Source organism: Mesorhizobium sp. M1399 (assembly GCF_040317735.1).
Lineage (GTDB): Bacteria > Pseudomonadota > Alphaproteobacteria > Rhizobiales > Rhizobiaceae > Mesorhizobium.
Genome location: NZ_JAMYKZ010000004.1, coordinates 234,737 through 257,981 on the forward strand (window position 1 = coordinate 234,737; position 23,245 = coordinate 257,981).

Here is a 23,245-nt window from a genome sequence, read left to right on the forward strand (position 1 = left end):
GAATGACCCCGCTTGCGGCAGCCCTGCTCGTGCGGCTACGAAGCGAGCGCGGCCGATCTGTTGAAGACGATGGTCACTCGCGTTCCTTTGCCGGGGGTCGAGTCCACCTCGAACCGGGCTTTGGCGTTCTCGGTCAGCGATTGCGCGATCAACGCTCCGAGCTTGCCGGGTTTCGGCCAGGTCTCGCCTTCGGGCAGGCCGATGCCGTCATCGGCGACAACGATGCGAAAGCCGTCGCCGTCGACAACACTGCGCAGCGTGATTGTCCCGCCTTCGCGACCCAGAAAGGCGTGTTTCAGCGCGTTCGTCAAAAGCTCGTTGACCACCAGGCCGGTTGGCATCGCCACGTTGATGGACACGGGATAGGTGTCGACCTTCATATCCAGCCGGATGCCTTGCACGGCGTGCGACGTCATCACTGCGGAAGCGATCTGGCTGAGATAGACGCCGAGGTCAACTTCGGCCTTCTGTTCGTCGGCCGACAGCGCCTGATAAAGAATTGCGAGTGCATCGACGCGGCCGGCGAGACGCTCGAAGCGTTTCTGATCGGGTGACGCCGCGCTGCGGGCCTCCAACCTGATGAGAGCCGTGATCATCTGGAGATTGTTTTTCATCCGATGCTGCAATTCGCGCAGCAGCATGTCCTTTTCACGGATGCGTTGTTCGAAGGCCTCGCTGTCGCTTGCCTTGTGCGCGGTGACATCGACAAGGGCGACCAGTCGAAAGGACCGTCGCCCGCGCTCGTCCTCGATCAGGTTCGAATAAACGTCGACCATGACCGGCTCTGTGCCGGCACGTTGCATCCTGAAAGTCCCCGCGCGATCGATATCCTCGACGATGGCCCGGGCCAGCGGCCGGTCCTTGTATTCGCCCAAGCCTTGTCCGCTCAGCGCAGCCCAGTTGCGGCGCTCCAGCTCTGCGACGGAAACGCCTGACAGTTTCTGGAACTCGGAATTGACGTAAACAACACGTTCATCGCCGCCCAAATCGGAAATTGCGATCGCAATCGGCAGCTGGTCGAGGAACCTTTTATAACTGTCACTGTCCAGGGCGCCCGCCAGGTCGAGGTTGTCGAGCAATTGCTGGAGCTGCTCGGTTTTTTCGGCTTCGGCGGACATTCCAGGCTTTCGATGTTTCGGGTAGGACCATGGTCAATATCAGGTCGCTCGCCAACTGCGAAGTCCGCTCGTTGCCACCGCGCGGCGAGGCATGGCGGAAAGCCGAGATCGTGGTTGAGAAGCGGCTGAAGGCTCAGCTCGAATGGCTCTGCTCGACCAGATGGTATTTGTACCGGTCGCGAATATGCTCGTTGAAGAACCGGCCCTTCGCCGAGGCTTTGCGGAACGCGGCGTGGACTTGCGGCGGCACGTCCTCGTAATCATAGCGGCTTCCGCTCGGGACGAACCATACGGAGAGTACCCTCGTCGCCGGCTGGTAATCGATGTTCCTGATTGCAGTTGAAGGCATCCTCGACAGGTCCAATGCTCGGCAGTGCTCCATTCCATGCCGTCGTGTGAATAACCCTGCACGGAGAGCGAGGTTCCTTGCTGCCGAAGCAGCCTTGCCGCTACGGGGCGGCTTCACCAAATACGGTTGATGCCATCGCCCAAGACATCGGCTGCAGCCCGCCAGGGCGATCTCTTTGCCGCCACCGACGACCGGCCGGAAGGATTCCGCTACCGGCCCGAACTGATCACGCCGGACGAAGAAGCAGCGTTGGCGAGCCAGCTCGCAAGCCAGCCATTTCAGGCTTTCGACTTTCATGGCCATCTGGCAAACCGGCGGATAGTCGGCTTCGGGCTGCGCTACGACTACGACCGGCGCGCAGTCGTCGAGGCACCGCCGATACCCGGCTTTCTGCTGCCGCTCAGGGAAAAGGTTGCAGCCTTTGCCCGCCTGCCCGCCGAGACCTTCGTGCAGGTGCTGATCAACGAGTACCGGCCGGGCGCCGGTATCGGCTGGCACCGCGACAAGCCTCACTTCGAGGCGGTCGCCGGCGTTTCCCTGCTGGCCGCGTGCAGCTTTCGCCTGCGCCGGAAAAACGGCACGCGATGGGACCGCAAGACGGTCACCGTCGAGCCAAGATCGGCCTATCTGATGACGGGCGCCGCGCGCAGTGAATGGGAGCACAGCATCCCGCCGGTTGCCGAGCACCGCTATTCGATCACGTTGCGCACGCTGCGGCCGCAACGCGCTTAAAGCAGAGCGGTGAGGAAGCCCAAGCACTGCCCTTAAGAACTGGGCTGAAACAAATTCATCCGTCGCCATGCCGACTGGCAAAGTCCGCCAACATGGCGCGCTGGCCTTTCAGGATCTTATGGTTGGCTTCAGGCAGGGAGAACCAGCCCGCTCTGTCGACTTCGGCGAATTCCTTCATCGAGCCGGACCTTGGCGGCCATTCCATGACGAAGGTGTTGCTGCTGATGGCGTCGCTGTCGAAATCCGCCTCGACGCACCATGCGATGACGAGCTTGCCGCCCGGCTGCCGGTAGCTGCCAAGGTGTTCGAAACCTCCATCGATGGCGACGCCGAGTTCCTCTTCGGCCTCGCGTTTTGCCGCCGCTAGCTCGTCCTCGTTCTCGTCGATCAAGCCCTTCGGGATCGACCATGCGCCGTCGTCCTTCTTCGCCCAGAATGGGCCGCCCGGATGCACCAGCAAGACCTGGAAATGTCCTTCGCTTCGGCGAAAGATCAGCAACCCGGCGCTGCGTTTGGCCATTGCGCTATTCCCCTGACGAAAATGAAACGAACGTTCTCGTCCGGGCGGGCCTGTGGAATAGCCTGCCACGGCGGAACGATTTCCGCTCGCAGCCGTTCCGTCCGTTCGGCAAATGAGTGATCGACATGGCGACGCCACGAGCTGCCTGGAAGGGCTTTATGAAAGTCGGATCTGTTTCCTGTGGCGTCAAGATCATCGGCGCCGTCAGCGAGGCCGAGAAAGTGCATTTCAGGATCCTGAACCGCAAGGACGGTCTTCCGGTCAAGAGCGCCTATATAGACGAGGAGACCGGCGACACGGTCGAGGCGGCCGAGCAGGTAAAGGGCTACGAGGTCGAAAAGGGCGAGTTCATCCGCATTGAGCCGGACGAAATCAAGAAACTGAAGATGGTATCGCAGCATACGCTCGAGATCGGCGAGTTCGTGCCCGCCGCCGAAATCGACGCACGCTACCTCGAAAAACCCTACTATCTCGTTCCGGCCGACGCGCCCTCCACGGAGCCTTTCGCGGTGATCCGGGACGCCATGGCCAGGAAAAAGGTAGCAGCCCGCTCCTGCGTCGTGCTCTACCAGCGTGGCCGAGAGGTGCTGATCCAGCCGCTGGGCAAGGGCATGGTGATGACTGAATTACGCAACCACAATGAAGTGGTCGCGGCGGACGCGGTGTTCGAAGGGCTGAAGGATCGCAAGGTCGATCCGGAGATGCAGGAAATCGCGCAATTGCTGATCGACAAGAAGCCGGCCAAATTCGACCCGTCGAAGTTCGAAGATACTTATGAACAGGCGCTGGTTGCGATGATCGAAGCCAAGCGCAAGGGCAAGAAACCGCCCAAGCCGGCACCCGAGCCGAGGACGAACGTCGTCAATCTCGCCGATGTTCTGCGCAAGAGCCTGGCGCAAGAAGGCGGCAAGGCTCCGAGCAAAGGTCCGGGAACGGCCGCGAAACGCAAATCAGCCTGAATGTCCGAAAGCAGACCGAACGGAACCGAAAACGCTCGCGCGCATTTAGATGACGAAGCAATCCGTCGGCAAGCCAAGCGGAGCGGGGGACTGGTGGACGTCGTTGAACTAAAGACTGGCGGAATCCCGCAAGTTTCCTCCGCCGATCTGATGCAGGCGTTGCCTGTGGCCGTCTACACCACCGACAGACAAGGCTACATCACCTTCTTCAACGAAGCCGCTGCCGATCTTTGGGGATATCGTCCGGTTATCGGCCAGGACCGCTGGTGCGGTTCATGGAAGCTTCGCCACCTCGACGGGCGACCGATGGCGCACGACGAATGTCCGATGGCCGTTGCCTTGCTGGAAGAGCGGGACGTTCGTGGGGGCCGGGCGATCGTCGAGCGGCCGGACGGCCAGTTCATCCCGTTCAGCGCGCACCCGGCCCTGCTTCGCGATGCGACCGGCGAGGTCGTCGGCGCCATCAACACCTTGCTCGACCTCCGCACCCAGGCGCTGGCTGACGACGTCGGCATAAGGCTCGCTGCCATCGTCGAATCCTCGATGGACGCGATCGTGTCGAAAGACCTGAACGGCATTATCACCAGCTGGAACGACGCCGCACAACGCCTGTTCGGCTACACGCCCGCCGAGGCGATCGGCCGCCCGGTGACGATCCTCATCCCGCCCGACCACCTGGATGAGGAAGCCATGATTATCAGCCGCATTCGCGCCGGCGAACGGATTCCCTCATACGAGACTATCCGGCAGCGCAAGGACGGCACCCTGGTACCGGTTTCGCTCACCATCTCGCCGATACGCGACGGCATCGGGCGTATCATCGGCGCCTCCAAGATCGCGCGCGACATCAGCCCGCATAAGGAGAGCGAACGGCGCATCCGCACACTCATGCGCGAAGTCAACCACCGCGTCAAAAACCAGTACTCGGTGATCGTCTCGATGATCCGCGAGACCAGCAAGCTGGCGGGGACGCCAGAGGCTTTCCTTTCACAGGTCCGGGAACGCATCATGGCGCTTTCGGAATCGCACGATCTGCTGGTCGATGCCGAATGGCGCGGCGCGACTATCGGCGAATTGATCCATGCCCAGACCAAGGCCTTCGCGACACAGGCCCGTCTGTCGATGAGCGGGCCGATGATCATGCTGCAGCCGAACGCCGTGCAATATCTCGGCATGGCCTTTCACGAGCTGGCCACCAATTCGGTAAAGCACGGAGCGCTGTCGCGCCATGACGGACGGGTCGAGGTCGAATGGACCGTGATGCCAGCCGCCGATGGCAGCGACGGCTTCCGCCTTGTCTGGCGGGAACTGGACGGGCCATTGGTGGATGAAAACACGCGACGCGGTTTCGGAACGGTTGTGCTCAAACGCGTCACGCCGCAGGCGCTCAGCGGCACCGGACGCCTGGAATTCGACACGAGCGGCATCACCTGGACGCTGGAGGCGCCGCTGCACTTCGTGCAGATGTCGATGACTGGCATCGCGGCTGATTGAAGGCCGCTACACCGGCCGCGGCTTGGCGGCCGTGTGGCAACGCAATCCCTGTGGAGGCAATCAGGAGGAGCAACGATGAGTTGGCTGGGCACCTGGCGGAACCAGTACGGGTCGGTGGTCGAAATAACCGGCGAAGAAGGCGGACGGATCAGCGGAACCTTCAGGACGGCGCTGGAGGACAGCGCCTTCTTCGGCATGACGGTGCCGCTGTTCGGTGCCTGCCATGGAGACGTCATCGGCTTCACCTGCGCGGCCGAAGGGCGGGTCGGAGCCGCAGCGGTGAGCTATACCGGCATCCTCAGGAACGGGAAGCTGGAGATGCTGTGGCACACTGTTGCCGATGCCGCTTTGTCGGCGGAAAAGGAAGGGGCGCCGGCCCGAGCCAGGAAACTCCCCGCCTGGCGCGCCTTTGGAACCAGCCTCGACAGTTTTGAACGCGTCTCCTGACGTGTCGCGCCTGCTGCGGCGGCATTCAGCACGCAAGTGAGGGAGCAGGGCGTCCCGTTGTGCATCGGAACTCGCGCTGACTATGGCGCGTTGGTGCGCCAGGAATGCGCTGTTCGTTACGGGGTCGATCCGATGAGCGTGCTGTATCGCGCGGCAAAAATCGCCGAACAGGCCCATGCCGCACAGGCGGACAAGACTGGAAGGCCTTATATCGAACATTGCCGCCGGGTCGTCGATGCCGTCGAAACGCTCGACCAGAAAGCCATCGCCTATCTTCACGACGTCATCGAAAAAGGCGACGGCTGGAACCGCGACCGGCTTGAGGCGGCCGGGTTTGGACCGTCCATCGTATCTGCCGTCGATGCCATGACGCGGCGGCCGAACGAGGACGATGCCGCCTTCGTTCGCAGGGCCGCGGCTAACCCGCTGGCATTGCCGGTCAAGCGCGCCGATCTCGCCGACAATCTATGGCAGGCACGGCAGATCGGTGCCTCGACGGCGAAATACGAAGACGGCCTGCGCATCCTCAAGGAAGAGTTCCCGAGCTGACGGACAGCTGGCGGCTATCGCCGATGTGGGTCTACTCGGTGACGTGCGGCGTGTGCCGCTTGTCTTCCGCGGGATCGGCCTCGATCCGCGCCCGGTCGGGATCGAACGCACCATGGCGGGCGATCGCCAATGCCGGGGTGTCGGGCGTCTCGTAGGCCCACATGAAGTCTTCTGCCGACGAACCGACCGCATGAACACGCCAATAGCTTGCCGTGCCCTTCAGCGCGCCGTGGCTCGTTGTGTTCGTCTTCTCCAACAGGTCGAAATAGATGTCCTCGAAGGGGATGTAGAAAACCGGATCATGGCCGTCTTCATAGAGCAGCTTTGCCCGCTCGCTCGACGCAATAATGGCATCGGAGAACCGAACGGTCACAGTTCCATCGAACGGGACAATCCTGAGCGGGCCTGGGCGGGGGGCGGAATCTGCGGCTAAGGACTGCATTCGACTTCTCCGTTGACTGCGCTGCCTTCCCGAAACGTGTTGTTGCCCGTCTGAGTTCCAGACCGCGGGCGCGCCGAGGCCGGTGGTGGAACGGTTTTGCAAGGTCGTCGTTGTTTCAGACCTCCGCACGCGCCATAATCGCAATGGCCGCCACTCGCCGACTCAACCGCAAATGGACCACATGCTGGATCGATCGCCTACCCTCCCAAGGTCGCTTGGCGCTGCGCTGCGAAGGGAAGTGCCGCGGTTTACGGCACCCGGCAGTGAAATTTCCTGCACCACGGTCGCATCCTACAATGTGCATAAATGCGTCGGCACCGACGGCAGGTTCGATCCGGAGCGGGTCGCGGCCGTGGTCAAGGAGCTCGATGCCGATATCATTGCTTTGCAGGAGGCCGACGAAAGGACCGGAAGCAGGCAGGGATTGCTGGATCTCGCAGCACTCGAGCGCGACAGCGATCTCGTCCCCACACATGTCCCGGAAAACCGCCGCAGCCATGGCTGGCATGGAAATCTGATCCTGGCGCGACGCGGCGTGGTCGAAAGCGTGAACCAGATCCGGCTGCCCGGCCTCGAGCCGCGCGGCGCGGTTATCGCGGACCTGGAGCTGAAGGGCGTCTCGCTCAGGATCATAGCCGCGCATTTCGGCTTGCTGCGGCGCTCGCGCTCGCAGCAAGCCAACGCGCTTGTCGAAGCCACGCACCCGGTTCTGCGGCCGACAATCTTGCTCGGCGATCTCAACGAGTGGCGCGTCCGCAACAGGTCTTCGCTGCTGGCCCTGCTGCCGCATTTCGGTCCGATCGATGCGGTTCTGCCGAGCTTTCCGTCGCGCTTTCCGCTGTTTGCGCTCGACCGCATCCTGGCCAGGCCGCCGCACCTCATTTCCAGCATCGAGGTGCACAAGACGCCGCTGGCGCAGCGCGCCTCCGACCATCTGCCCATCAAGGCCCGCCTGAACCTGGACGCGATAAGGCAGCCGCGACTGCAACCAGAATGAACCTGAAGGGTTGTTAGTCAGATTTTCAGATCGTTTGCTTCGCTGACGTTCGCCGGTGCATTTCATGGATACAGCCATTTCGCGGTTTGCCCAGGACAAGATCGCGGCCGGTAATAGCGGACTGCTGCTGATCGCCGACAATTATGACGCGTTTGCCGCGCGAATCCTTGCCGCGCGCAGTGCTACCAGCAGCCTCGACCTGATGTACTATCTCTGGCACGACGACCATAGCGGCCGGCTGCTTATGCAGGAGGTCGTCAAGGCGGCGGAGCGCGGTGTCCGCGTCCGCCTGCTGCTGGACGATATCAATCCGCGCAACAGCGACGCCGCTTACCTGGCGCTCAACAGCTACAAGAACATCGAGCTGAGGCTATTCAACCCCAGCGGCATGAGGAACGGCAGCATCTTTCGCTCGCTGGAGATGGTCGCCCGGCTGTTTGCGATGACCCGCCGCATGCACAACAAGGCCTGGATCGCCGACGAGAGCCTGGCCATCGTCGGAGGAAGAAACATCGGCGATGCCTATTTCGACGCTGCGGAGACGAATTTTCGTGATCTCGACCTGTTGCTTCTCGGTCCTGCCGTAGGGCAGACGATGCAGATCTTCGAGGCGTTCTGGAATTGCGAGGCGGCAAAGCCGATCCAACTGCTCAATCCGGCTACGGCGGGCTCGCGCGCCGATTTCCTCGACAATCTCGATGCGACCGCGGACGGCCAGCTTTTGAACAGCCTGCGTGCCTGGCGCACGATCACGGAGTTCATTGTAGCGCACAGCGACGTCTGCTGGACGAAAGGCGTTCGCGTCATTTCCGATCCGCCGGAAAAGGTGCGCGGCAAGAGGCGCAGGAACTGGCTGACAAAGGAGCTGCTTCCCGCTATCGCGGCGACCAGGCAGCGCCTCGAAATTGTCTCGCCCTATTTCATCCCCAGCCGCACCGGGTTGGCCATCCTGTCGAAGCTGGTGGACCGTGGCGCCGAGGTTGCAATCCTGACCAACTCGCTCGCCGCGACGGACGTCGCCGCCGTGCACGGCGCCTATGCCAAATACCGCCGCAAGCTGCTTAAAAAGGGTATCCAGCTTTTCGAATTGCAGCCATTCGACCGCCAGGCCAACATCTCCGTTTTCGGCTCAAAGGGAGCCAGCCTCCACACCAAGGCCTTCACGGTCGACGACACGTTGGGGTTTGTCGGTTCCTTCAATTTCGATCCGCGTTCGGTGTCGTTGAATGCGGAAATGGGCGTGCTTTTCCATGATACCAATCTGGTGATGGAGTTGCGCCGGCGGTTCGAGCGCGAAAAGTCGGCGCAGACGAGCTACCAGCTGGTCTTGGACAAAGGCGCCTTGCGGTGGCTCGGCATGGCGGATGGCGAGATGCGGCAATACTCGCATGAACCCGAGGCCAGTCTCTATCGGCGCATCGTTGCAGCGCTGGTTGGATGCCTGCCTATCGAATCGCAATTGTAGAGGCGACGGATTTGCCGGAACGCAACTCTTTGCTGGAACGGAACTCCGGGATGACGAGTTGTAACCGTTGTCCGGAGCATGCCGATGAAGACCACGATATACAGTTTTCTTGCCGAGCTCTTGCCATTCTGGATGGCGCATAAACGCAAAATGCGCGCCGACCGTGTCGCTGAGCGGCCGACACGATCTGCCGCAGATGACGATGTTCGGCCGTCCGGCGACCCGAATCGCGCAACACCGGCGCGACGGCGCAACGCGTCTTAGGGCGGGATGCCTTCAAATTACATCCCGCTCCAACTGTCTGGTTAGCCGCATTTCTGCGACGCCAAATGATTTCCCTGGCTGCAAAGCTCTAGCTCCTTGGCGATCACGCTATTGTCAAGTATCGCTATTCGAAATCCGGCGTTGCCAAGCATCCATTTTGCAGCACGTACGTTAATGGCACTACAGTTTGCCGCTACAGGTGAGCCCCATGAGTGATAGTGCGATAGAATTCTTGCAGGACTGGATTCACGAAAACGTTCATGTGCCGCCGCCTCCGATCAGGCTTGAAAGAGAGGCGGAAATCCTCGCCAGGGAATGCGAGGAAGAGGCGGCCGACGCCGGCGTACCCATCGAAGACATCGAGGAAGAGGTTGGCGACCTCAAGGATCTGCTCGTCGCCAAGCTTGAAGACGCAGCCGAGGACGAGGCCCGGCATCTGAATGGCGATGGCCAAAGGGCTTCCATGCCCGCGGCCGAGCAAAAGCCGTCCGTGCAAAGCCGTTCCGGAGCCGCTGTAAGGGTATGAACGAGGTGCGCCGCTTCGGCCTATTGTCCGATCAGCGTCAGCCCGAACAGGATCATCAGCCAAAGCCCGGCAGCAGCGACCGCAAGACGCGGCAGGACGCCGGCGCTGGGCAGATGCATGAACAGGATGGCGATGACGGCAGCCTTGGCCGCGGCGATCGTCAGGTTGAGTGCCGAATTGAAGGCGCCAAGCGCCAGGAAGGACGAGCCGACAGTCAGGGCCAGCAAGGCCAGAAGCCCGACATAGGCAAGCGTGAGTTTGCGGAACTCGCTCATCTGTTGATCAGATAGAGGACGGGGAACAGGAAGACCCAGACGATATCGACGAAATGCCAATAGAGGCCGATTGCCTGCACGCGGCGGAACCGGCTGGCCTCGATCGTGCGCGGCCACAGAGCGAGGATGCCGCCGATGACGATTACGCCGCAAATCAGATGCAAGGCATGCAGTGAGGTCATCGCGAAATAGAGGCCGAAGAAGAATTCGGCATGGACAGGATCCGGGCCCTTATAGATGAAAGGCGCGGCGAGCACCGGCGCCAGCCCTTCGCCGAATTCCCTGGCGTACTCCGTCGCCTTGATCGCCAGGAAGACGACGCCGAGCAGCGCCGTCGCAGCCAATGCCCGGCCGGCGGCGCGCCATCGCCGCGCGGCCGTGTACATATGGGCGAGCGCCATGGCGAAACTGCTGGTGATCAGGACGACGGTATTGGCCGTACCCAGTGGCAGCGACAGATGCTTCGCCGCGCCGGCGAAGGCGTCGCCATAACTCAACCGGGCAAACATGAAGACGAGCAGGATGGCGCCGAACAGCATCGCCTCGGAGCCGATGAACACCCACATGGCAAAGCTGTCGGCTGCCGTTTCGCGAGCCGGCCGGTCGAAGGCGATGCTTGTCATCGGTGACTTCAAACCAGATCCTCCACCGGGTCCGACCGTTTCTCGGTCAGGCCTTTCATCGGATAATCGTAGGCTGGCCTGGTGACGGTCGGCATGCGATCGAAATTATGCGCCGGAGGCGGCGAGCTTGTTTGCCATTCGAGCCCGGTGGCTCGCCATGGATTATCCGGCGCCCGCGCGCCTCGAAACAGCGACCACGCCAAATAGAGGAGCGGCATCAGATAGCCGATCGCCAGCACCACGGCGCCTGCCGACGACAGGATGTGCCAGAAAGCGAATTCCGGCGGATAGGTATGGTAGCGCCGCGGCATGCCCAAAAAGCCGAGCACATATTGCGGAAAAAAGGTCAGGTTGAAGCCGATGAAGGTCACAGCCGCGGCTATACGGCCCCAAATCTCCGAATACATGCGGCCGGTGAGCTTCGGCCACCAGAAATGCAGCCCGGCCATGTAGGCGGTCACCATGCCGCCGACCATGATGTAGTGGAAATGGGCGACGACGAAATAGGTGTCGTGAACGTGGACGTCGACGGCGAGGGCGGCAAGGAAAAGGCCGGCCAGCCCGCCAAAAGTGAATAGCGCCAGGAAGAACAGGGCATAAAGCATCGGCGTCTCGAAGCTGATTTCGCCCTTGCGCAGCGTCAGGCTCCAGTTGAACACCTTTATCGCCGATGGGATCGCGACGCAGAAGGACAGGAACGAAAACACCACGCCGGCATAGGCCGACTGCCCGCTGACGAACATGTGGTGGCCCCAGACGAGAAAGCCGAAGACGGCGATCGCCATTGAAGCCAGGGCGACGGCCTTGTAGCCGAACAGCGGCCGGCGGCTGAAGCACGGCAGCACTTCCGAGACCACCCCCATGCCCGGCAGGATCATGATGTAGACGGCGGGGTGCGAGTAGAACCAGAACAGATGCTGGAACAACAGCGGATCGCCGCCGAGGTCGGGATTGAAGATGCCGATGCCGAAGACGCGCTCCAGCACGATGAGGATCAGCGATGCTGCGAGCACCGGCGTTGCCAGCACCATCACCAGGCTGGTGGCGTACAGCGTCCAGACGAAGATCGGCAGCCGGAACCAGGTGAGGCCGGGCGCCCGCAAGGTGTGGACGGTGACGATGAAATTGATGCCGGTCATGATTGTCGAAAAGCCGACGATGAAAACGCCAAATGCCGCGGTCGAGACAAAGCCGTTGGCATAGAGCGTCGACAGCGGCGTGTAGAAGGTCCAGCCGGTGTCGACGCCGCCCAAAAGCACCGAGGCGAGCGCGAACAGGCTGCCGAACATGAAGACATACCAGCTGGCCAGGTTGAGGCGGGGAAAGGCAAGATCGCGCGCGCCGATCATCAGCGGCAACAGGAAATTGCCGAGCGTCGCCGGGATCGACGGCACCAGAAAGAACCATACCATGATGATGCCGTGCAGCGAAAACAGCCGGTTGTAGACATCGTCGGAGACCAGGTCGCCGGCCGGCGTCGCAAGCTCGATGCGCATCAGCACGGCAAACGCACCGCCGAGGAAGAAGAAGGCCGTCAGCGAGACGAGATAGAGCCACGCTACCCGTTTGTGGTCGGTTGTCAGCAGCCAGGCGCGCGGCCAGGCACCCTCACTGAGATAGTTTGCCGGCGCCAAATCGCGATTCATTGCGGCGCCTCGCTGTTTGCCGCCGGGAACGAGGGAAATTGGAACGAAAGCGACTTGAGATAGGCCATCAGCATCTGCAACTCGGCTTCATCGACCAGACCGTCGAAGCTCGGCATCACCGGCTGGTAGCCGGCGGCGATTTCCTTGTTCGGGACAAGGATCGAATCGCGCAGATAGCGTTCGTCGGCGATGACCGTCTGCCGGTTCGCCAGCGCCACCGGCCGGCCGAAAATCCCATCGAGGCCGGGCGCCCGCACCTTACTGGAATTGCCATGACAGCCGGAGCAGCCGAGCGCGCGGAACAGTTTCCCGCCGCTCGCGGCGAGGCTTTCGCCTTCATCTTGGCTGCCCAGCCACGACGCATATTGCTCCGGAGCCAGCACCGTTACCCAGCCGCCCATTTCGGAATGCTGGGTGCCGCAATATTCGGCGCAGAACAGATGGTAGCGGCCCGGTTCGGTGGCAATGAACCAGACGTTGGTGGTGCGTCCCGGCACCGCATCCTGCTTCACCCGAAAGGCCGGCACATAGAAGGAGTGGATGACGTCCTGCGATGCCAGCGACACCACCACCGCCTTGCCGACCGGCACGTGCAGCTCGTTGATCTCACGCTGGCCGCCGGAATGGCGGAACTCCCACATCCATTGCTTGCCGAGGCCGGCGATCTCGATAGCGTCCGGCGGCGGATGGTCGCGCCGCACAAACAGGACTGCGCCCCAGCCGAAGAAGATGAAGGCCATCACCAGGCTGGCAATGCTCCATGTCATCTCCAGCGGCAGGCTGCGGGCACGCGCCCCGGTACGGTCGGCGGCGGAGCCGACGCGATATTTGACGGCGTAGCCGACCACGAGAACGGTCAGGAACAGGCCGAGCGCGGCCGCGAAGGCCAGCAATGTATAGAACAACGCATCGATGCTGCTTGCGATCGACGAGGCTTCCGGCGGGAAAAACCGGATACCGAAGCTCACGCCCGCCTCCTGCGCGCCAGCTGCAGTATGGCCGTCGCCAACCCCACCACCATCACGATGCTGGCGAGCTTCAAGGCAGCCCAAATCGCCGGCGTATATTGCCCCTTAGAGGTATCGAAGCCGGCGCAGAGCAGGAAGGCATAATCGGCGATCGAGCCGAGCTTGCCGGAAGATGCCTCGACAAGGGCAAGCTTAAGATCGCGCGGCGTGAAGCTCAGCGCCGGCAGCACCTGCGCTATCCGGCCTTTCGGCGTCAGCGCGATGACGGCGATCGGATGGGCGAACTGGTCGATCCTGGCGCGTGTGTCGAAGCTGATGCCAGCCTCCGCCGCAAGGGCGGCACCGGCGCCGTCGGCACTGGTCAGGAACCGCCATGCCGACAGGTTCCTCGCGTCGGCCACAGCGGCGACGGTGGTTTGCGCATCGCTCGCATCACCGGCCGTGTCGGCGGCATCGATCGAGACGAACAAAGCGCGATAGGTTTCGGGATCGAGCGACGTCTTTTTCAAATCCGAAGCGACCGCCTGTTGGGTCACACCACAAAGGTTCGGGCATTTGTCATAGCCGAAAATCAGCAGCGCCGGCCGGCCCGCAAGCGTTTGGCCGATCGTGCGCTGCACGCCGGATGCATCACGAAACACCCGGTCGAGGCTGAGCTGTGCGCCGATCTCGGGATCGAAGGCCGGGCGTGCGACGGCTGAGGCGGGCAGCACCACGAGGAGGGAAAAAGCGGTTAGCCAAGCCTTCACGGCCGGCCTCCCTGGCCTGGCGCGGTCCGGCAGCGAGCGGCCTGTGGCGCGCGTGGTATCTCGGCCTCGACCAATCCGCAGTCGGCGCCGGCGGCCGCCGGCGGCTGCCCCCAGTTCGGCAAACCGTGGCTGACGATCGCCCACATGGCGTCCTCGATCGGAATGCGAGCAATGCCGGCGGTGCGGTCGACCCAGCCGACTTTGTTCAGTGCCTGCTCCTCCGCCTTGCGGAAGGCGGCTAGGTCGTCTTCCGGAAAGCGCTGCAAGGCGGGACTGGCTCGGTTGCCGGCCGACGATGGCCCCGGCAGCGGCCACAACGGTCTGGTGTCGAAGACGAGCCCGAGGACGATGGCTGATGCCGCCAGGAACAGCAGCAAGCCGGCCGCGAAGGCAAGCAGCGCGCCCGGCCAGATATCGCGCGTTTCGGGATGGCGGGCCGCCCTAGCCATGCGCCGGCCCCCGGCGCCAGAAGCCGATACCGTCCGGCCGGCCAAGCACGAAAAGCAGCAGCGCAAGCCAGAGGCCGCCGGCTCCTGCCAGCGCGGCAAGGTCGCACCAGAACGCTGTCACACCGCCACCGGCAAGCGGCGGTCTGATCCGCCACAGGACATCGACATAATGGCCGGCCAGCACGATGCCGCAGATCGACAGAAGGCCGGCATGGCTGCGCTTTAGATCCCGGCTGAGCAACCCGGCAAAGGGGATCGCGAATTGCAGCGCAATCAGCAGCCAGAGCAGATATTGCCAGCCATTGCTGCTGCGAATGAGGTACCAGCGGATCTCGTTCGGCAGGTCGCCGCCCCAGGTCACCAGCCATTGCATGAACGACAGGTAGGCCCATAGCAGCACGAAGCCGAACAGCATGTTGGCCAAATCCTCGCTCAGCGCGACATCCTCCTCGCCGCCCGGCATGACCTCGATCGAGCGGTTCGCACACAGCACCGTCATTGCCAGAGCGTAAGCGCCGACGACTTCGGCGGATGCTTCCAGCAGCGCATAGATCGTCGAGGAGAACTCCGGCTCGAGCGAGAGCATCCAGTCGATGGCAAAGATCGTCACCGTCAGCCCATGCGCAATCAATCCAGCGGCATAGGCCTTGCCGCGGCCGGCGCTGCCGCGGCCGCTATCGGTCGTTGTCCAGTCGAGCACGCGCCACGCCAGCACCAGCCAGATCGCAGCGCAGGCGGCAAAGCGCAACAAAAAGAACGGAACGTTCAGATAAGAGAATTTCAGGCGCACCGTCTCGGGCAATGCAGCCGCGTCGGCACTCGCCCAGGGAAAGACCAGGTCGAGCCTGGGCAGAACCGGCAGCAGCAGAAGCAGCGCCAGCGGCAGCGTCGTGACCAAGCCGCGTAGCGGCTGGCGGATTGCCTCGCCCCAGCGGCCACCGGTCAGCCCATGCACCATCAGGATGGTCAGCGCACCGAGCGGCAGGCCGAGCAGGAACAGCGCCGCAGGCAGCCAGCCGGCCAACATGGCTCTGAGGTCGAAGGCCAATCCCGCGGCGCAAAGCACAAGTCCGGCGGCGGCCACGGCAAGCGCCGGCAAAATCAAACGTTCGGTGGCAAGCCGCATCATCGATCTGGCTCCGCATTGAGCTCGGCGCGGAGGCTTTCCGGCAGTTCGGCAATTGGCGCCTCGCGCGAATATTGCAGGGCGCGGATATAGGCGACGATCGCCCAGCGGTCGGCAGGCGGGACGCGCGCCGCGTAGGAAAACATGGCGCCATAGCCGTAGCTGATGACCTCATAGAAATGCCCGTCACTCGCCTTGCGCAGCGCGTCCTGATGATAGGTGGGCGGCGCTGGAAAGCCACGCTCGACGACCATGCCGTGGCCGTCGCCGGTGCGGCCGTGGCAAGGCGAACAGAAGATGTCGAAGCGCTGCCGGCCTCGCCGCAGCAGCGTCATGGTGACCGGATAGGGAAACGTGTCCGGCACCGGCGAAAGATCGGCATCGCGTGCGACCGTGTCCTCGGCCGGCGCCCGCGCCGACATGCCGTTGGCGAACTGGTTGCTCTTTTCGAGCGGATCGTAGCGCGGCTGGTCCTCCATGTCCTGCCGGCAGCCGGCGAGCAGCAAGGCTGCCGCCAGCAGACTCGTGCGCATGTTCACGCCTCCACCTCCTCGACGGTTTCGGCGCCAAGCCGGGTCAGCTGGCCCTTGGTCACGCCCTTGCGGAACTTCGGATCGGCGGCTTCGACGAGCAGGTAGAACTTGCCGCCGCGCGCGTAGGTGAAGCTCGTGGCATTGAAGACCGGGTGGTAATATTCGGGCAGGCGATTGGCGGCCAGCCCGCCGAAGAATGCGGCCAGCGCGGCGCCAAGTATCGCCGCCTCGAAGGCAATGACGAGAAAGGCCGGCCAGGAATGCAGCGGCCGGCCGCCGACATTGAGCGGATAGTCGATCTCGACCGAATAGAGGATCAGCCCGTAGACAAACACCGCGCCAGCGACGGCGCCGCCAAGGATGGCCCACGGCAAGCGCGTCTTGCGCATGCCGAGCATCTCGGCCAACCCACGCACATAGAATGGCGAGAACGCGTCCATGCGCCGGTAGCCACGCGCCCGCATGGTGCGGACCGCCTCGGTCAGCGCTTCGGGATCGGCGAAAGCCGCGATGACGCCGTAAAGTCTCATCCTGCGCTGCCCCTTTCCTCGGCCAGCTCCTCGACCTCGAAGATGGTGATGGCCGGGAGGATGCGGATGAACAGGAAGACCAGTGCTAAGAAGGTGCCGATCGAGCCGAACAGGATGCCGAAGTCGAGCCACCTCAATGACTGCTCGCCCCAGGACGACGGCAGGTAATCGCGGCTTGGCCCGGTGACGACGATGACATAGCGCTCGATCCACATGCCGACGTTGATGATGAGTGCAATGGCGAACAGCCCCGGCATGTTGAGGCGCACCCGTCGGAACCAGAGCAATTGCAAAACTGCGCCGTTGCAGGCGAGCATGGCCCAGAACAGCGGCGCATAAGGTCCGAAGGCGCGCTGCCACATCATCGTGCGCTCGTAGATCTCGCCCGAATACCAGGCGAAGAAGGCCTCGGACGCGTAGCCATAGATGACGATCATGCCGGCGGCGATCATCAGCTTGGCGGCATTGTCCATGTGCCGCAGCGTGATCAGATCCTGGACCGAAAACGCCCAGCGCAGCGGGATGGCGATGGTGAGCACCATGGCGAAGCCGGACAGCAGCGCTCCGGCAACGAAATAGGGAGGAAAGATCGTCGAGTGGAAGCCCGGCGTGATGGCGAAGGTGAAGTCGAGCGAGACGATCGAATGCACCGAGACGACCAGCGGCGTGGCCAGTGCCGCCATCAGGAAATAGACCGTCTGATAGCGCGCCCAATGAAAGGCCGAACCGCGCCAGCCGATTGCCAGTATGCCGTAGAACAGCTGCGCCGGGCGCGATTTCGCTCGGTCGCGCAGGACGGCGAGATCGGGCAGCAGGCCCATATACCAGAACATCAGCGAAACGCTGGCATAAGTGGCGATCGCCGCGAAATCCCAGACCAGCGGGCTGCGCCATTGCGGCCAGTGCATATGGGTGTTGGGCAGCGGCAGCAACCAGTAGAAGAACCACGGGCGGCCGAGATGCAGGATCGGGAAAAGCCCGGCCATTGCAACGGCAAACAGCGTCATCGCCTCGGCAAAGCGATTGATCGAGGCGCGCCATGGCTGGCGCAGAAGCAGGAGCACGGCCGAGATCAGCGTGCCGGCATGGCCGATGCCGATCCACCAGACGAAATTGCCGATCATCGTGCCCCAGACGACGGGGACGTTGATGCCGTAGGCGCCAACGCCGACCGAGATCAGATAGGTGATCGAATAGAGGAAGATGAGGACGAAGACGAAGCAGGAAAAAAAAGCTGCCCAGAAATAGCGCGGCAGCCTGCCGTCGAGGACGATCGCACTGATACGGCCGCTGATCTCCGGAAGGTCGTGCCTGCCATGCAGAACGGGCAATGCGCCCGGTTTTGCAGCAAAAGCCTCAGCCATCGGCTTTCCCGCCTGACGAGAGACGGCCATTGATATTTATGATCTTGCCGAGATAGGTGGTGCGCGGTCGCGTATTCAGCTCCTCGAGCAAGGCGTAGTGATGCGGTGCCGCTTTTTCCTGCGCCACCCTGGCGCCCTTGCTGTTGAGATCGCCGAAGACGATCGCCTGCGTCGGGCAGGCCTGCTGGCAGGCGGTCACCACCTCGCCGTCGGCGATGGCGCGGTTTTCGATCTGAGCCTTGATGCGCTTTTCGGAAATGCGCTGGACGCAGTAGGTGCATTTCTCCATCACGCCGCGCGAACGGACGCTGACGTCTGGATTGTGCACGGCCTGTTCAGGTCCCGCGGCATCCTTGTCGAATTCCTGGAAGTCCAGGAAGTTGAAGCGCCGCACCTTGTAGGGGCAGTTCTGCGAGCAGTAGCGCGTGCCAATGCAACGGTTATAGACCTGCGCGTTGAGCCCGTCATGGGTGTGGGTGGTGGCGTTGACCGGACAGACGACCTCGCACGGCGCCTTCTCGCAATGCATGCAAGGCACGGGCTGGAAAAAGACGTCGAGATCGTCGAGCGGGCCGGAATAGTAGCGGTCGATCCGCAGCCAATGCATTTCATGGCCGAGTGCCGACTCGTCCGGCCCGACGGTGGCGATGTTGTTTTCCGCCTGGCAGGCAGAAACACAGGCCATGCAGCCGATGCATGCCGACTGATCGATCGACATGGCCCAGGCTTCCTGGCTGTATTGCCAGTCAGGATAGAGCGACTCGCTTGGCGTCGGCGGCACGCCGTCGCGCACGAAGTGCGGATCTTTGCGAAAGACATCGAGCGAGGCATGGCGAACGATCGCCCTGCCCTCCATCGCCTGGTGGTGTTGTGTGGTGATGACCCGTGCGCTGCTGTCGCGCGGCGTGATCATGGCGCCATAGACGATCCAGGGAGCCTCAGGGCTTCGCAGCCTGTACGCGTCGTGGCCGTCAGCGAGTGCTGCCACCGAACCGAGCTTCCGGCCGAAACCCAGAGCAAGCGTCACGGTGTCGTCGGGATGGCCAGGCATGATCCAGACCGGCGCATCGATGTCCATGCCGTTCGAGGCGATGTTGACGACCCGGCCGTTTTCCACCTGAAGCCGTCCTGATGTCGCCGGCGACATCAGGGCTGCGTTGCCCCAGACGATCTTGCTCAGCGGCCGCGGCAGCTCCTGCAGCCAGGACGAATTGGCATTGCGTCCATCGCGCAGCCAGGGATCGGCAACGAAACGGATTTCGACGCCTTTTGCCGCTTCGATGCGCGGCTTCAGGCCGCGCAAATCCGGGGGCATCGCGACATCGGCTGGAATGCTGGCACTGCCGGACACAAAGCCGTCGCGAAGCGCCTTTCGCCACGCAGGATCGTCCAGTGTCTGCGCCCAGGTCCGGCGGACGAGCTGCAGCGCAGAAACAGCTAATTCACCGCCAAGCACGGCGAGGAGTTCATGCACGGTCCGCCCCCGGTAAAGCGGCCTGATCAGCGGCTGCACGATCGACGCGGTTCCGTCATGGGCGCGCAGGTCACTCCAGCTCTCGAGATCATGCGCAGCAGGGATATGCCAGTGTGCGACGAAGGCGGTTTCGTCGCGGTGGAGACCCCAGTGGACAAGAAGCTTCAGCTGCGAAAACACGTCGTGGACATCAAGTCCCGCAGGCGCAGTGTGGAGAGGATTGGCGCCAAGTATGACAACGGTGTCGATGTCCCGCGCGGCGATCGCCTGGCAAAGTGCCGCGAGGTCGCCCTCGATGGGCATCGCGTCGGGCGGCTCGATCAGTTCCACGGTGTTGCCAAGCGCACCAAGCCGCGCATTCATGGCAAGAGCGGCGGCATGGACGAACGGCGTTTGATGGGCGCCCGGCACGATCAGCGCCGAGCGGCCGGCCGCCTTCAGGTCGTTCGCGGCGGCAGCCAGCCAGGTCGGGTCCAATGCCAAGGCGCTTGGCGCCGCTTCGCCGCCAAGCACGGCGCTCAGCGCCGCTGCGACGGTTTCGACCTCGCTCGGCCGCACCGGCCGGCGATGATCGGCGGCAGCGCCGGTGATCGTCGGCGTCGACTCCACCGCATAGAGCCGGCTCATCGTATCGTCCGCCCGGCGCACGCGGCGTCTTGCAGCGAAATCACGGGCGTAGGCGAGACGACCGGGGCCTTCGCCCAGGAAATCCGCGTCGAGACTGAAAATCACGTCGGCGCGATCAAACCGGCAGACCGGTGCAAGCGCCCTGCCGAACAGGATCTGTGTGGCTTCGGTGCCGGACGGCGTCGCCAGGGGATCGTGCCGGAACGGCCTCAGCCTGGGATAGCGCGCGCGCAGCGCCTCGAGCTGCGCCTTCATGGTGGGCGAGGTCGTTGCTTCGATCAGCAGCGCCGTGCCAGCTCCAGCGAGCCGCGAGGTGAGCTCGGCCATGTCGGCAAGGAAGTCGTCATAGGCTGCGGGTTCGCCATGCTTCAGCGGCATGCGCGAGCGATCGGGGTCGAACAGCGACAGCACCGCCGCCTGCATGACAGCGTCCGTCGCGCCGCGCGAGGCCGGATGGTCGGGATTGCCTTCCACCTTGGTCGGCCGGCCCTCATGGCTTTCGACCACCGCACCGATGCCGTAGCCGTCGCTCGACAGCGTGGTCGCGTAATAAAGCGGCCGGCCGGGAACGATGTTTTCCGGCTGGCGGATATAAGGCAGGATGTCTTCGGCCCGGCTGCAGGCGGCAAGCCCGGCCAGCGACAGCGATGCACCCATCAGCTTCAGCAGCGTGCGCCGGTCGAGCCGCGCCGGGATGCGCTCGGCGATCGAAGGAAATTCGGCATCGACGAAGCGGCGGAATTCCGGTGTATCGGCGAGTTCGTCGAGGCTCCGCCACAGCTCCGGACCAGGCGAAAGCCGTTCGCGCAGGCCGGCCATGTCTGGAGCCGCAATCGGCTTGTCAGCGGTGGCAGACATAACAGTCGGTCATGGTCTCGGGGTGGATATCGAGAAGGCTGATGAGCGACCGGCGGATTTCGGCGATGCCGGCCGGCGGCTTCCAGTGCATCAGGAACACGTCCTGCGGCGGACGCAAATTGGGCTCGGGATCGCGATGGCATCCCAGGCACCATTCCATCGATAGCGCGTGCGCCCGCCGTATCAGCGGCATGTCGTCGACCTCGCCATGGCACGTCTCGCAGGCGACGCCTTTCGCGATATGGATCGAATGATTGAAATAGACGAAGTCGGGCACACTGTTCACCCGCTGCCACTGCAATGGCTGCCCGGAGGCAAGGCTCGCCCGTACCGGCGCCAGCATGTCCGCGTTGGTGAAGAGCTGCGAATGGCAGGTCATGCACACCTCCGTCGCCGGCAGACCAGCCGATGACGAAGTCTCGACGCCGCTATGGCAATAACGGCAATCGAGGCCGAGCTCGCCGACATGGTGCCTGTGGCTGAACGGCACTGGTTGCGCCAACGGCCGGCCAACGCCGGTGACGAAGTCCGAACGCAGGATGGCGGTACCGCCGAGAGCCGCAAAGATGGCCATGAAACACGCGCCCCACAGAGCGAAGCGTGAAATGCCGTTGGCGCTCCTTGAAAAGACCTGCGGCATCCCCTCGCCGATTTCACATCCAGCAACCGTATCCACCCGCCAAAGCCCCTAACTGCGGCTGCGTGGGTAAGTTCCGGCCGGGGCAGCGGAGATCACAGAATGGTTACCCCGCCCTGGCCCATCGGGTCGGCTGACCGGAAACCATCGAACACTCCATGCGTTCGGATGAGGTCACGTTTCGTTTCACCCGGACAACCATCATGACCATCCCCGACCTCCATCCCATTCGCCGCTGGGCGCGCGCGGCATGAATCTCGCCGCATCATTCGCCAGGCGTTTCGTCGAAGGCACGCTGGCCGGCTACACAAGCTAACGCCACCCGATAGGGCGACGGTGGATCACCCTCAGCGAGCGCATCCTGTCAATGGCCCGGTCGGACAATGGCATCATGCAAAGCTTCAGGAACGCGGCCTTCAGCGTCGTCGGCCATCTACCGCGGCTGCAACGGCCGCTGCTGGAGCGGGTCGCCGGGCTGAAGGAATGAAGTGGTCGCATAAACCTTTTCGCCGGACGTGCGTTGTTGGGTTTCAAGCCAGGGAGATGACCATGCAGATGAAATCGGAAATCGCCGGCGAGGCCGCCAAGCAACGGCACATCCAGCGCCGTATCGACGAGAAGGACAAGTCCAAGTCCAAGGGCAAGCCAAAAGGCGCCATGCAGGCCGGTGCCCGCAAATATCCCGAGCCGCCCTTCCCCGAGCAGCACCAGCCGAAGCCGGGGCATGAATGGGCGATCGAGCCGGCGCCGCTTTACGATGCGCCATTTTATATCGGATCGAAAAAGCTCGACGGCAAAGTGGCCGTCATTACCGGCGGCGATTCAGGCATCGGCCGCGCGGTGGCCGTGCTCTATGCACGTGAAGGCGCCGATGTGGCGATCGTCTATCTGTCGGAGGACAAGGACGCCGAAGAGACCAAAAGGGCCGTCGAAACCGAAGGTCGGCGATGCATCCTGATCAAGGCCGATGTCAGCGAACGCGGCCACTGCCACAACGCGGTGGCTGAGATCGTGCAGCAGTTTGGGCGGATCGACGTGCTGGTCAACAACGCCGCTTTCCAGGTCCATTCCAGCGATTTCAGCGAGCTGACCGAGGAGCATTTCGACACCACGCTGAAGACCAACCTCTACGGCTATTTCCACATGGCGCAGGAGGCCGTTCCGCACATGAAACCCGGTTCGGCGATCATCAACACCGGTTCAGTGACCGGCATCGAGGGATCGAAGCAACTGGTCGATTACTCCATGACCAAGGGCGGCATTCATGCCTTCACCCGCGCGCTCTCGGGCAACCTTGTCGACAAGGGCATAAGGGTCAACGCCGTGGCACCAGGCCCGGTTTGGACGCCGCTCAACCCCTCGGACAAGGAAGCCGGCGATGTTTCGAAATTTGGCGCCGACACACCGATGAAACGACCGGCACAACCGGAAGAGATCGCGCCAGCGTATGTGTTCCTCGCCTCGCCGCACTGCTCGAGCTACATCACCGGCGAGATATTGCCAATCGTCGGCGGCTACTGACGA

The 23,245-nt window shown here is 63.0% G+C and carries 25 protein-coding genes; 9 read left to right on the top strand and 16 right to left on the bottom strand.

The annotated features are described in order from the left end of the window. Window positions 1-35: 35 nt before the first annotated feature. Window positions 36-1,118, bottom strand: coding sequence for a sensor histidine kinase (locus NKH05_RS08310; protein WP_023720511.1), 1,083 nt, complete (start codon window positions 1,116-1,118; stop codon window positions 36-38). A gap of 133 nt (window positions 1,119-1,251) precedes the next feature. Then, window positions 1,252-1,467 carry a KTSC domain-containing protein gene (locus tag NKH05_RS08315; RefSeq protein WP_023720512.1) on the bottom strand — a complete coding sequence of 72 codons (216 nt, stop codon included), beginning with the start codon at window positions 1,465-1,467 and terminating at the stop codon, window positions 1,252-1,254. Between the two features lie 129 nt (window positions 1,468-1,596). Here NKH05_RS08315 and NKH05_RS08320 point away from each other — a divergent pair, with 129 nt between their 5' ends. Beyond that, entirely contained in the window at window positions 1,597-2,199 is a 603-nt protein-coding gene (locus NKH05_RS08320; protein WP_352481442.1) for an alpha-ketoglutarate-dependent dioxygenase AlkB, read from the top strand. Window positions 2,200-2,254: 55 nt separating this feature from the next. Here NKH05_RS08320 and NKH05_RS08325 read toward each other — a convergent pair whose 3' ends face one another. Next, window positions 2,255-2,719 carry an NUDIX hydrolase gene (locus tag NKH05_RS08325; RefSeq protein ID WP_023720514.1) on the bottom strand — a complete coding sequence of 155 codons (465 nt, stop codon included), beginning with the start codon at window positions 2,717-2,719 and terminating at the stop codon, window positions 2,255-2,257. 125 nt (window positions 2,720-2,844) lie between these two features. On the opposite strand from NKH05_RS08325, the gene ku reads away from it, so the two are divergent. The 4 genes from ku to NKH05_RS08345 all read left to right on the top strand — a co-directional run bounded on the left by ku (window position 2,845) and on the right by NKH05_RS08345 (window position 6,168). Then, window positions 2,845-3,678: a non-homologous end joining protein Ku gene (ku, locus tag NKH05_RS08330; RefSeq protein ID WP_023720515.1), complete on the top strand. Its 834-nt coding sequence runs from the start codon at window positions 2,845-2,847 to the stop codon at window positions 3,676-3,678. Between the two features lie 93 nt (window positions 3,679-3,771). Beyond that, window positions 3,772-5,172, top strand: a complete 1,401-nt coding sequence (locus NKH05_RS08335; protein ID WP_353025251.1) for a PAS domain-containing HWE histidine kinase family protein — start codon at window positions 3,772-3,774, stop codon at window positions 5,170-5,172. 75 nt (window positions 5,173-5,247) lie between these two features. Further along, the gene (locus tag NKH05_RS08340; protein ID WP_023720517.1) at window positions 5,248-5,619 is read left to right on the top strand and encodes an avidin/streptavidin family protein; all 372 of its coding nucleotides are present in this window, start codon (window positions 5,248-5,250) and stop codon (window positions 5,617-5,619) included. 132 nt (window positions 5,620-5,751) lie between these two features. Next, entirely contained in the window at window positions 5,752-6,168 is a 417-nt protein-coding gene (locus NKH05_RS08345) for an HD domain-containing protein (RefSeq protein WP_023720518.1), read from the top strand. A gap of 31 nt (window positions 6,169-6,199) precedes the next feature. Here NKH05_RS08345 and NKH05_RS08350 read toward each other — a convergent pair whose 3' ends face one another. Continuing rightward, complete coding sequence (locus NKH05_RS08350) at window positions 6,200-6,610, bottom strand: DUF427 domain-containing protein (RefSeq protein WP_023720519.1); 411 nt, start codon at window positions 6,608-6,610, stop codon at window positions 6,200-6,202. Window positions 6,611-6,791: 181 nt separating this feature from the next. On the opposite strand from NKH05_RS08350, the gene NKH05_RS08355 reads away from it, so the two are divergent. From NKH05_RS08355 to NKH05_RS08365, 3 genes are all read left to right on the top strand, one after another. After that, window positions 6,792-7,607 carry an endonuclease/exonuclease/phosphatase family protein gene (locus NKH05_RS08355; RefSeq protein ID WP_023720520.1) on the top strand — a complete coding sequence of 272 codons (816 nt, stop codon included), beginning with the start codon at window positions 6,792-6,794 and terminating at the stop codon, window positions 7,605-7,607. Between the two features lie 64 nt (window positions 7,608-7,671). After that, the gene (locus NKH05_RS08360) at window positions 7,672-9,072 is read left to right on the top strand and encodes a phospholipase D family protein (RefSeq protein WP_352495087.1); all 1,401 of its coding nucleotides are present in this window, start codon (window positions 7,672-7,674) and stop codon (window positions 9,070-9,072) included. Window positions 9,073-9,544: 472 nt separating this feature from the next. After that, a complete protein-coding gene (locus NKH05_RS08365) occupies window positions 9,545-9,862 on the top strand; it encodes a DUF768 domain-containing protein (RefSeq protein ID WP_023720522.1) in 318 nt (105 codons plus the stop codon). 20 nt (window positions 9,863-9,882) lie between these two features. Here NKH05_RS08365 and NKH05_RS08370 read toward each other — a convergent pair whose 3' ends face one another. Genes NKH05_RS08370 through NKH05_RS08425 form a run of 12 tightly spaced genes read right to left on the bottom strand, consistent with a single transcriptional unit; the run spans window position 9,883 to window position 21,724 of the window. Continuing rightward, complete coding sequence (locus NKH05_RS08370) at window positions 9,883-10,137, bottom strand: cytochrome C oxidase subunit IV family protein (protein WP_352791025.1); 255 nt, start codon at window positions 10,135-10,137, stop codon at window positions 9,883-9,885. Then, the gene (locus NKH05_RS08375) at window positions 10,134-10,760 is read right to left on the bottom strand and encodes a cytochrome c oxidase subunit 3 (RefSeq protein ID WP_353025252.1); all 627 of its coding nucleotides are present in this window, start codon (window positions 10,758-10,760) and stop codon (window positions 10,134-10,136) included. The genes NKH05_RS08370 and NKH05_RS08375 overlap by 4 nt, the downstream gene beginning before the upstream one ends. 8 nt (window positions 10,761-10,768) lie before the next feature. Beyond that, a complete protein-coding gene (gene ctaD / locus NKH05_RS08380) occupies window positions 10,769-12,406 on the bottom strand; it encodes a cytochrome c oxidase subunit I (RefSeq protein ID WP_352481434.1) in 1,638 nt (545 codons plus the stop codon). Then, window positions 12,403-13,374, bottom strand: coding sequence for a cytochrome c oxidase subunit II (gene coxB, locus NKH05_RS08385; RefSeq protein WP_023720526.1), 972 nt, complete (start codon window positions 13,372-13,374; stop codon window positions 12,403-12,405). Before coxB ends, ctaD begins: the two co-directional genes overlap by 4 nt. After that, the gene (locus NKH05_RS08390) at window positions 13,371-14,123 is read right to left on the bottom strand and encodes an SCO family protein (protein ID WP_353025253.1); all 753 of its coding nucleotides are present in this window, start codon (window positions 14,121-14,123) and stop codon (window positions 13,371-13,373) included. The genes coxB and NKH05_RS08390 overlap by 4 nt, the downstream gene beginning before the upstream one ends. After that, the gene (locus NKH05_RS08395) at window positions 14,120-14,572 is read right to left on the bottom strand and encodes a hypothetical protein (protein WP_023720528.1); all 453 of its coding nucleotides are present in this window, start codon (window positions 14,570-14,572) and stop codon (window positions 14,120-14,122) included. Before NKH05_RS08395 ends, NKH05_RS08390 begins: the two co-directional genes overlap by 4 nt. Next, on the bottom strand, window positions 14,565-15,701 hold the full coding sequence (locus tag NKH05_RS08400; protein ID WP_352481432.1) for a hypothetical protein: 1,137 nt from the start codon (window positions 15,699-15,701) through the stop codon (window positions 14,565-14,567). Before NKH05_RS08400 ends, NKH05_RS08395 begins: the two co-directional genes overlap by 8 nt. After that, window positions 15,698-16,231: a c-type cytochrome gene (locus tag NKH05_RS08405; protein WP_352495090.1), complete on the bottom strand. Its 534-nt coding sequence runs from the start codon at window positions 16,229-16,231 to the stop codon at window positions 15,698-15,700. Before NKH05_RS08405 ends, NKH05_RS08400 begins: the two co-directional genes overlap by 4 nt. 2 nt (window positions 16,232-16,233) lie before the next feature. Continuing rightward, window positions 16,234-16,761, bottom strand: coding sequence for a DUF3341 domain-containing protein (locus NKH05_RS08410; RefSeq protein WP_352791458.1), 528 nt, complete (start codon window positions 16,759-16,761; stop codon window positions 16,234-16,236). Continuing rightward, window positions 16,758-18,125: an NrfD/PsrC family molybdoenzyme membrane anchor subunit gene (gene nrfD, locus NKH05_RS08415; RefSeq protein ID WP_352791460.1), complete on the bottom strand. Its 1,368-nt coding sequence runs from the start codon at window positions 18,123-18,125 to the stop codon at window positions 16,758-16,760. The genes NKH05_RS08410 and nrfD overlap by 4 nt, the downstream gene beginning before the upstream one ends. Further along, window positions 18,118-21,084, bottom strand: coding sequence for a TAT-variant-translocated molybdopterin oxidoreductase (locus tag NKH05_RS08420; RefSeq protein WP_353025255.1), 2,967 nt, complete (start codon window positions 21,082-21,084; stop codon window positions 18,118-18,120). Before NKH05_RS08420 ends, nrfD begins: the two co-directional genes overlap by 8 nt. After that, the gene (locus NKH05_RS08425; RefSeq protein ID WP_023720534.1) at window positions 21,068-21,724 is read right to left on the bottom strand and encodes a cytochrome c3 family protein; all 657 of its coding nucleotides are present in this window, start codon (window positions 21,722-21,724) and stop codon (window positions 21,068-21,070) included. The genes NKH05_RS08420 and NKH05_RS08425 overlap by 17 nt, the downstream gene beginning before the upstream one ends. Window positions 21,725-22,270: 546 nt before the next feature. On the opposite strand from NKH05_RS08425, the gene NKH05_RS08430 reads away from it, so the two are divergent. Next, a complete protein-coding gene (locus NKH05_RS08430; RefSeq protein WP_352481428.1) occupies window positions 22,271-23,242 on the top strand; it encodes an SDR family oxidoreductase in 972 nt (323 codons plus the stop codon). Window positions 23,243-23,245: the final 3 nt, after the last annotated feature.

What these genes read in the sequence shown, in the direction of transcription:
- NKH05_RS08395 (WP_023720528.1), bottom strand. Translation starts at nt 14,572, where the DNA reads ATGGCTAGGGCGGCCCGCCATCCCGAAACGCGCGATATCTGGCCGGGC.
- NKH05_RS08345 (WP_023720518.1), top strand. Translation starts at nt 5,752, where the DNA reads ATGAGCGTGCTGTATCGCGCGGCAAAAATCGCCGAACAGGCCCATGCC.
- NKH05_RS08430 (WP_352481428.1), top strand. Translation starts at nt 22,271, where the DNA reads ATGCAGATGAAATCGGAAATCGCCGGCGAGGCCGCCAAGCAACGGCAC.
- NKH05_RS08320 (WP_352481442.1), top strand. Translation starts at nt 1,597, where the DNA reads ATGCCATCGCCCAAGACATCGGCTGCAGCCCGCCAGGGCGATCTCTTT.
- NKH05_RS08420 (WP_353025255.1), bottom strand. Translation starts at nt 21,084, where the DNA reads ATGTCTGCCACCGCTGACAAGCCGATTGCGGCTCCAGACATGGCCGGC.
- NKH05_RS08405 (WP_352495090.1), bottom strand. Translation starts at nt 16,231, where the DNA reads ATGCGCACGAGTCTGCTGGCGGCAGCCTTGCTGCTCGCCGGCTGCCGG.
- ku (WP_023720515.1), top strand. Translation starts at nt 2,845, where the DNA reads ATGGCGACGCCACGAGCTGCCTGGAAGGGCTTTATGAAAGTCGGATCT.
- nrfD (WP_352791460.1), bottom strand. Translation starts at nt 18,125, where the DNA reads ATGGCTGAGGCTTTTGCTGCAAAACCGGGCGCATTGCCCGTTCTGCAT.
- NKH05_RS08340 (WP_023720517.1), top strand. Translation starts at nt 5,248, where the DNA reads ATGAGTTGGCTGGGCACCTGGCGGAACCAGTACGGGTCGGTGGTCGAA.
- NKH05_RS08375 (WP_353025252.1), bottom strand. Translation starts at nt 10,760, where the DNA reads ATGACAAGCATCGCCTTCGACCGGCCGGCTCGCGAAACGGCAGCCGAC.
- NKH05_RS08425 (WP_023720534.1), bottom strand. Translation starts at nt 21,724, where the DNA reads ATGCCGCAGGTCTTTTCAAGGAGCGCCAACGGCATTTCACGCTTCGCT.
- NKH05_RS08325 (WP_023720514.1), bottom strand. Translation starts at nt 2,719, where the DNA reads ATGGCCAAACGCAGCGCCGGGTTGCTGATCTTTCGCCGAAGCGAAGGA.
- NKH05_RS08310 (WP_023720511.1), bottom strand. Translation starts at nt 1,118, where the DNA reads ATGTCCGCCGAAGCCGAAAAAACCGAGCAGCTCCAGCAATTGCTCGAC.
- NKH05_RS08315 (WP_023720512.1), bottom strand. Translation starts at nt 1,467, where the DNA reads ATGCCTTCAACTGCAATCAGGAACATCGATTACCAGCCGGCGACGAGG.
- NKH05_RS08400 (WP_352481432.1), bottom strand. Translation starts at nt 15,701, where the DNA reads ATGATGCGGCTTGCCACCGAACGTTTGATTTTGCCGGCGCTTGCCGTG.
- NKH05_RS08355 (WP_023720520.1), top strand. Translation starts at nt 6,792, where the DNA reads ATGCTGGATCGATCGCCTACCCTCCCAAGGTCGCTTGGCGCTGCGCTG.
- NKH05_RS08370 (WP_352791025.1), bottom strand. Translation starts at nt 10,137, where the DNA reads ATGAGCGAGTTCCGCAAACTCACGCTTGCCTATGTCGGGCTTCTGGCC.
- NKH05_RS08350 (WP_023720519.1), bottom strand. Translation starts at nt 6,610, where the DNA reads ATGCAGTCCTTAGCCGCAGATTCCGCCCCCCGCCCAGGCCCGCTCAGG.
- ctaD (WP_352481434.1), bottom strand. Translation starts at nt 12,406, where the DNA reads ATGAATCGCGATTTGGCGCCGGCAAACTATCTCAGTGAGGGTGCCTGG.
- NKH05_RS08410 (WP_352791458.1), bottom strand. Translation starts at nt 16,761, where the DNA reads ATGAGACTTTACGGCGTCATCGCGGCTTTCGCCGATCCCGAAGCGCTG.
- NKH05_RS08365 (WP_023720522.1), top strand. Translation starts at nt 9,545, where the DNA reads ATGAGTGATAGTGCGATAGAATTCTTGCAGGACTGGATTCACGAAAAC.
- NKH05_RS08360 (WP_352495087.1), top strand. Translation starts at nt 7,672, where the DNA reads ATGGATACAGCCATTTCGCGGTTTGCCCAGGACAAGATCGCGGCCGGT.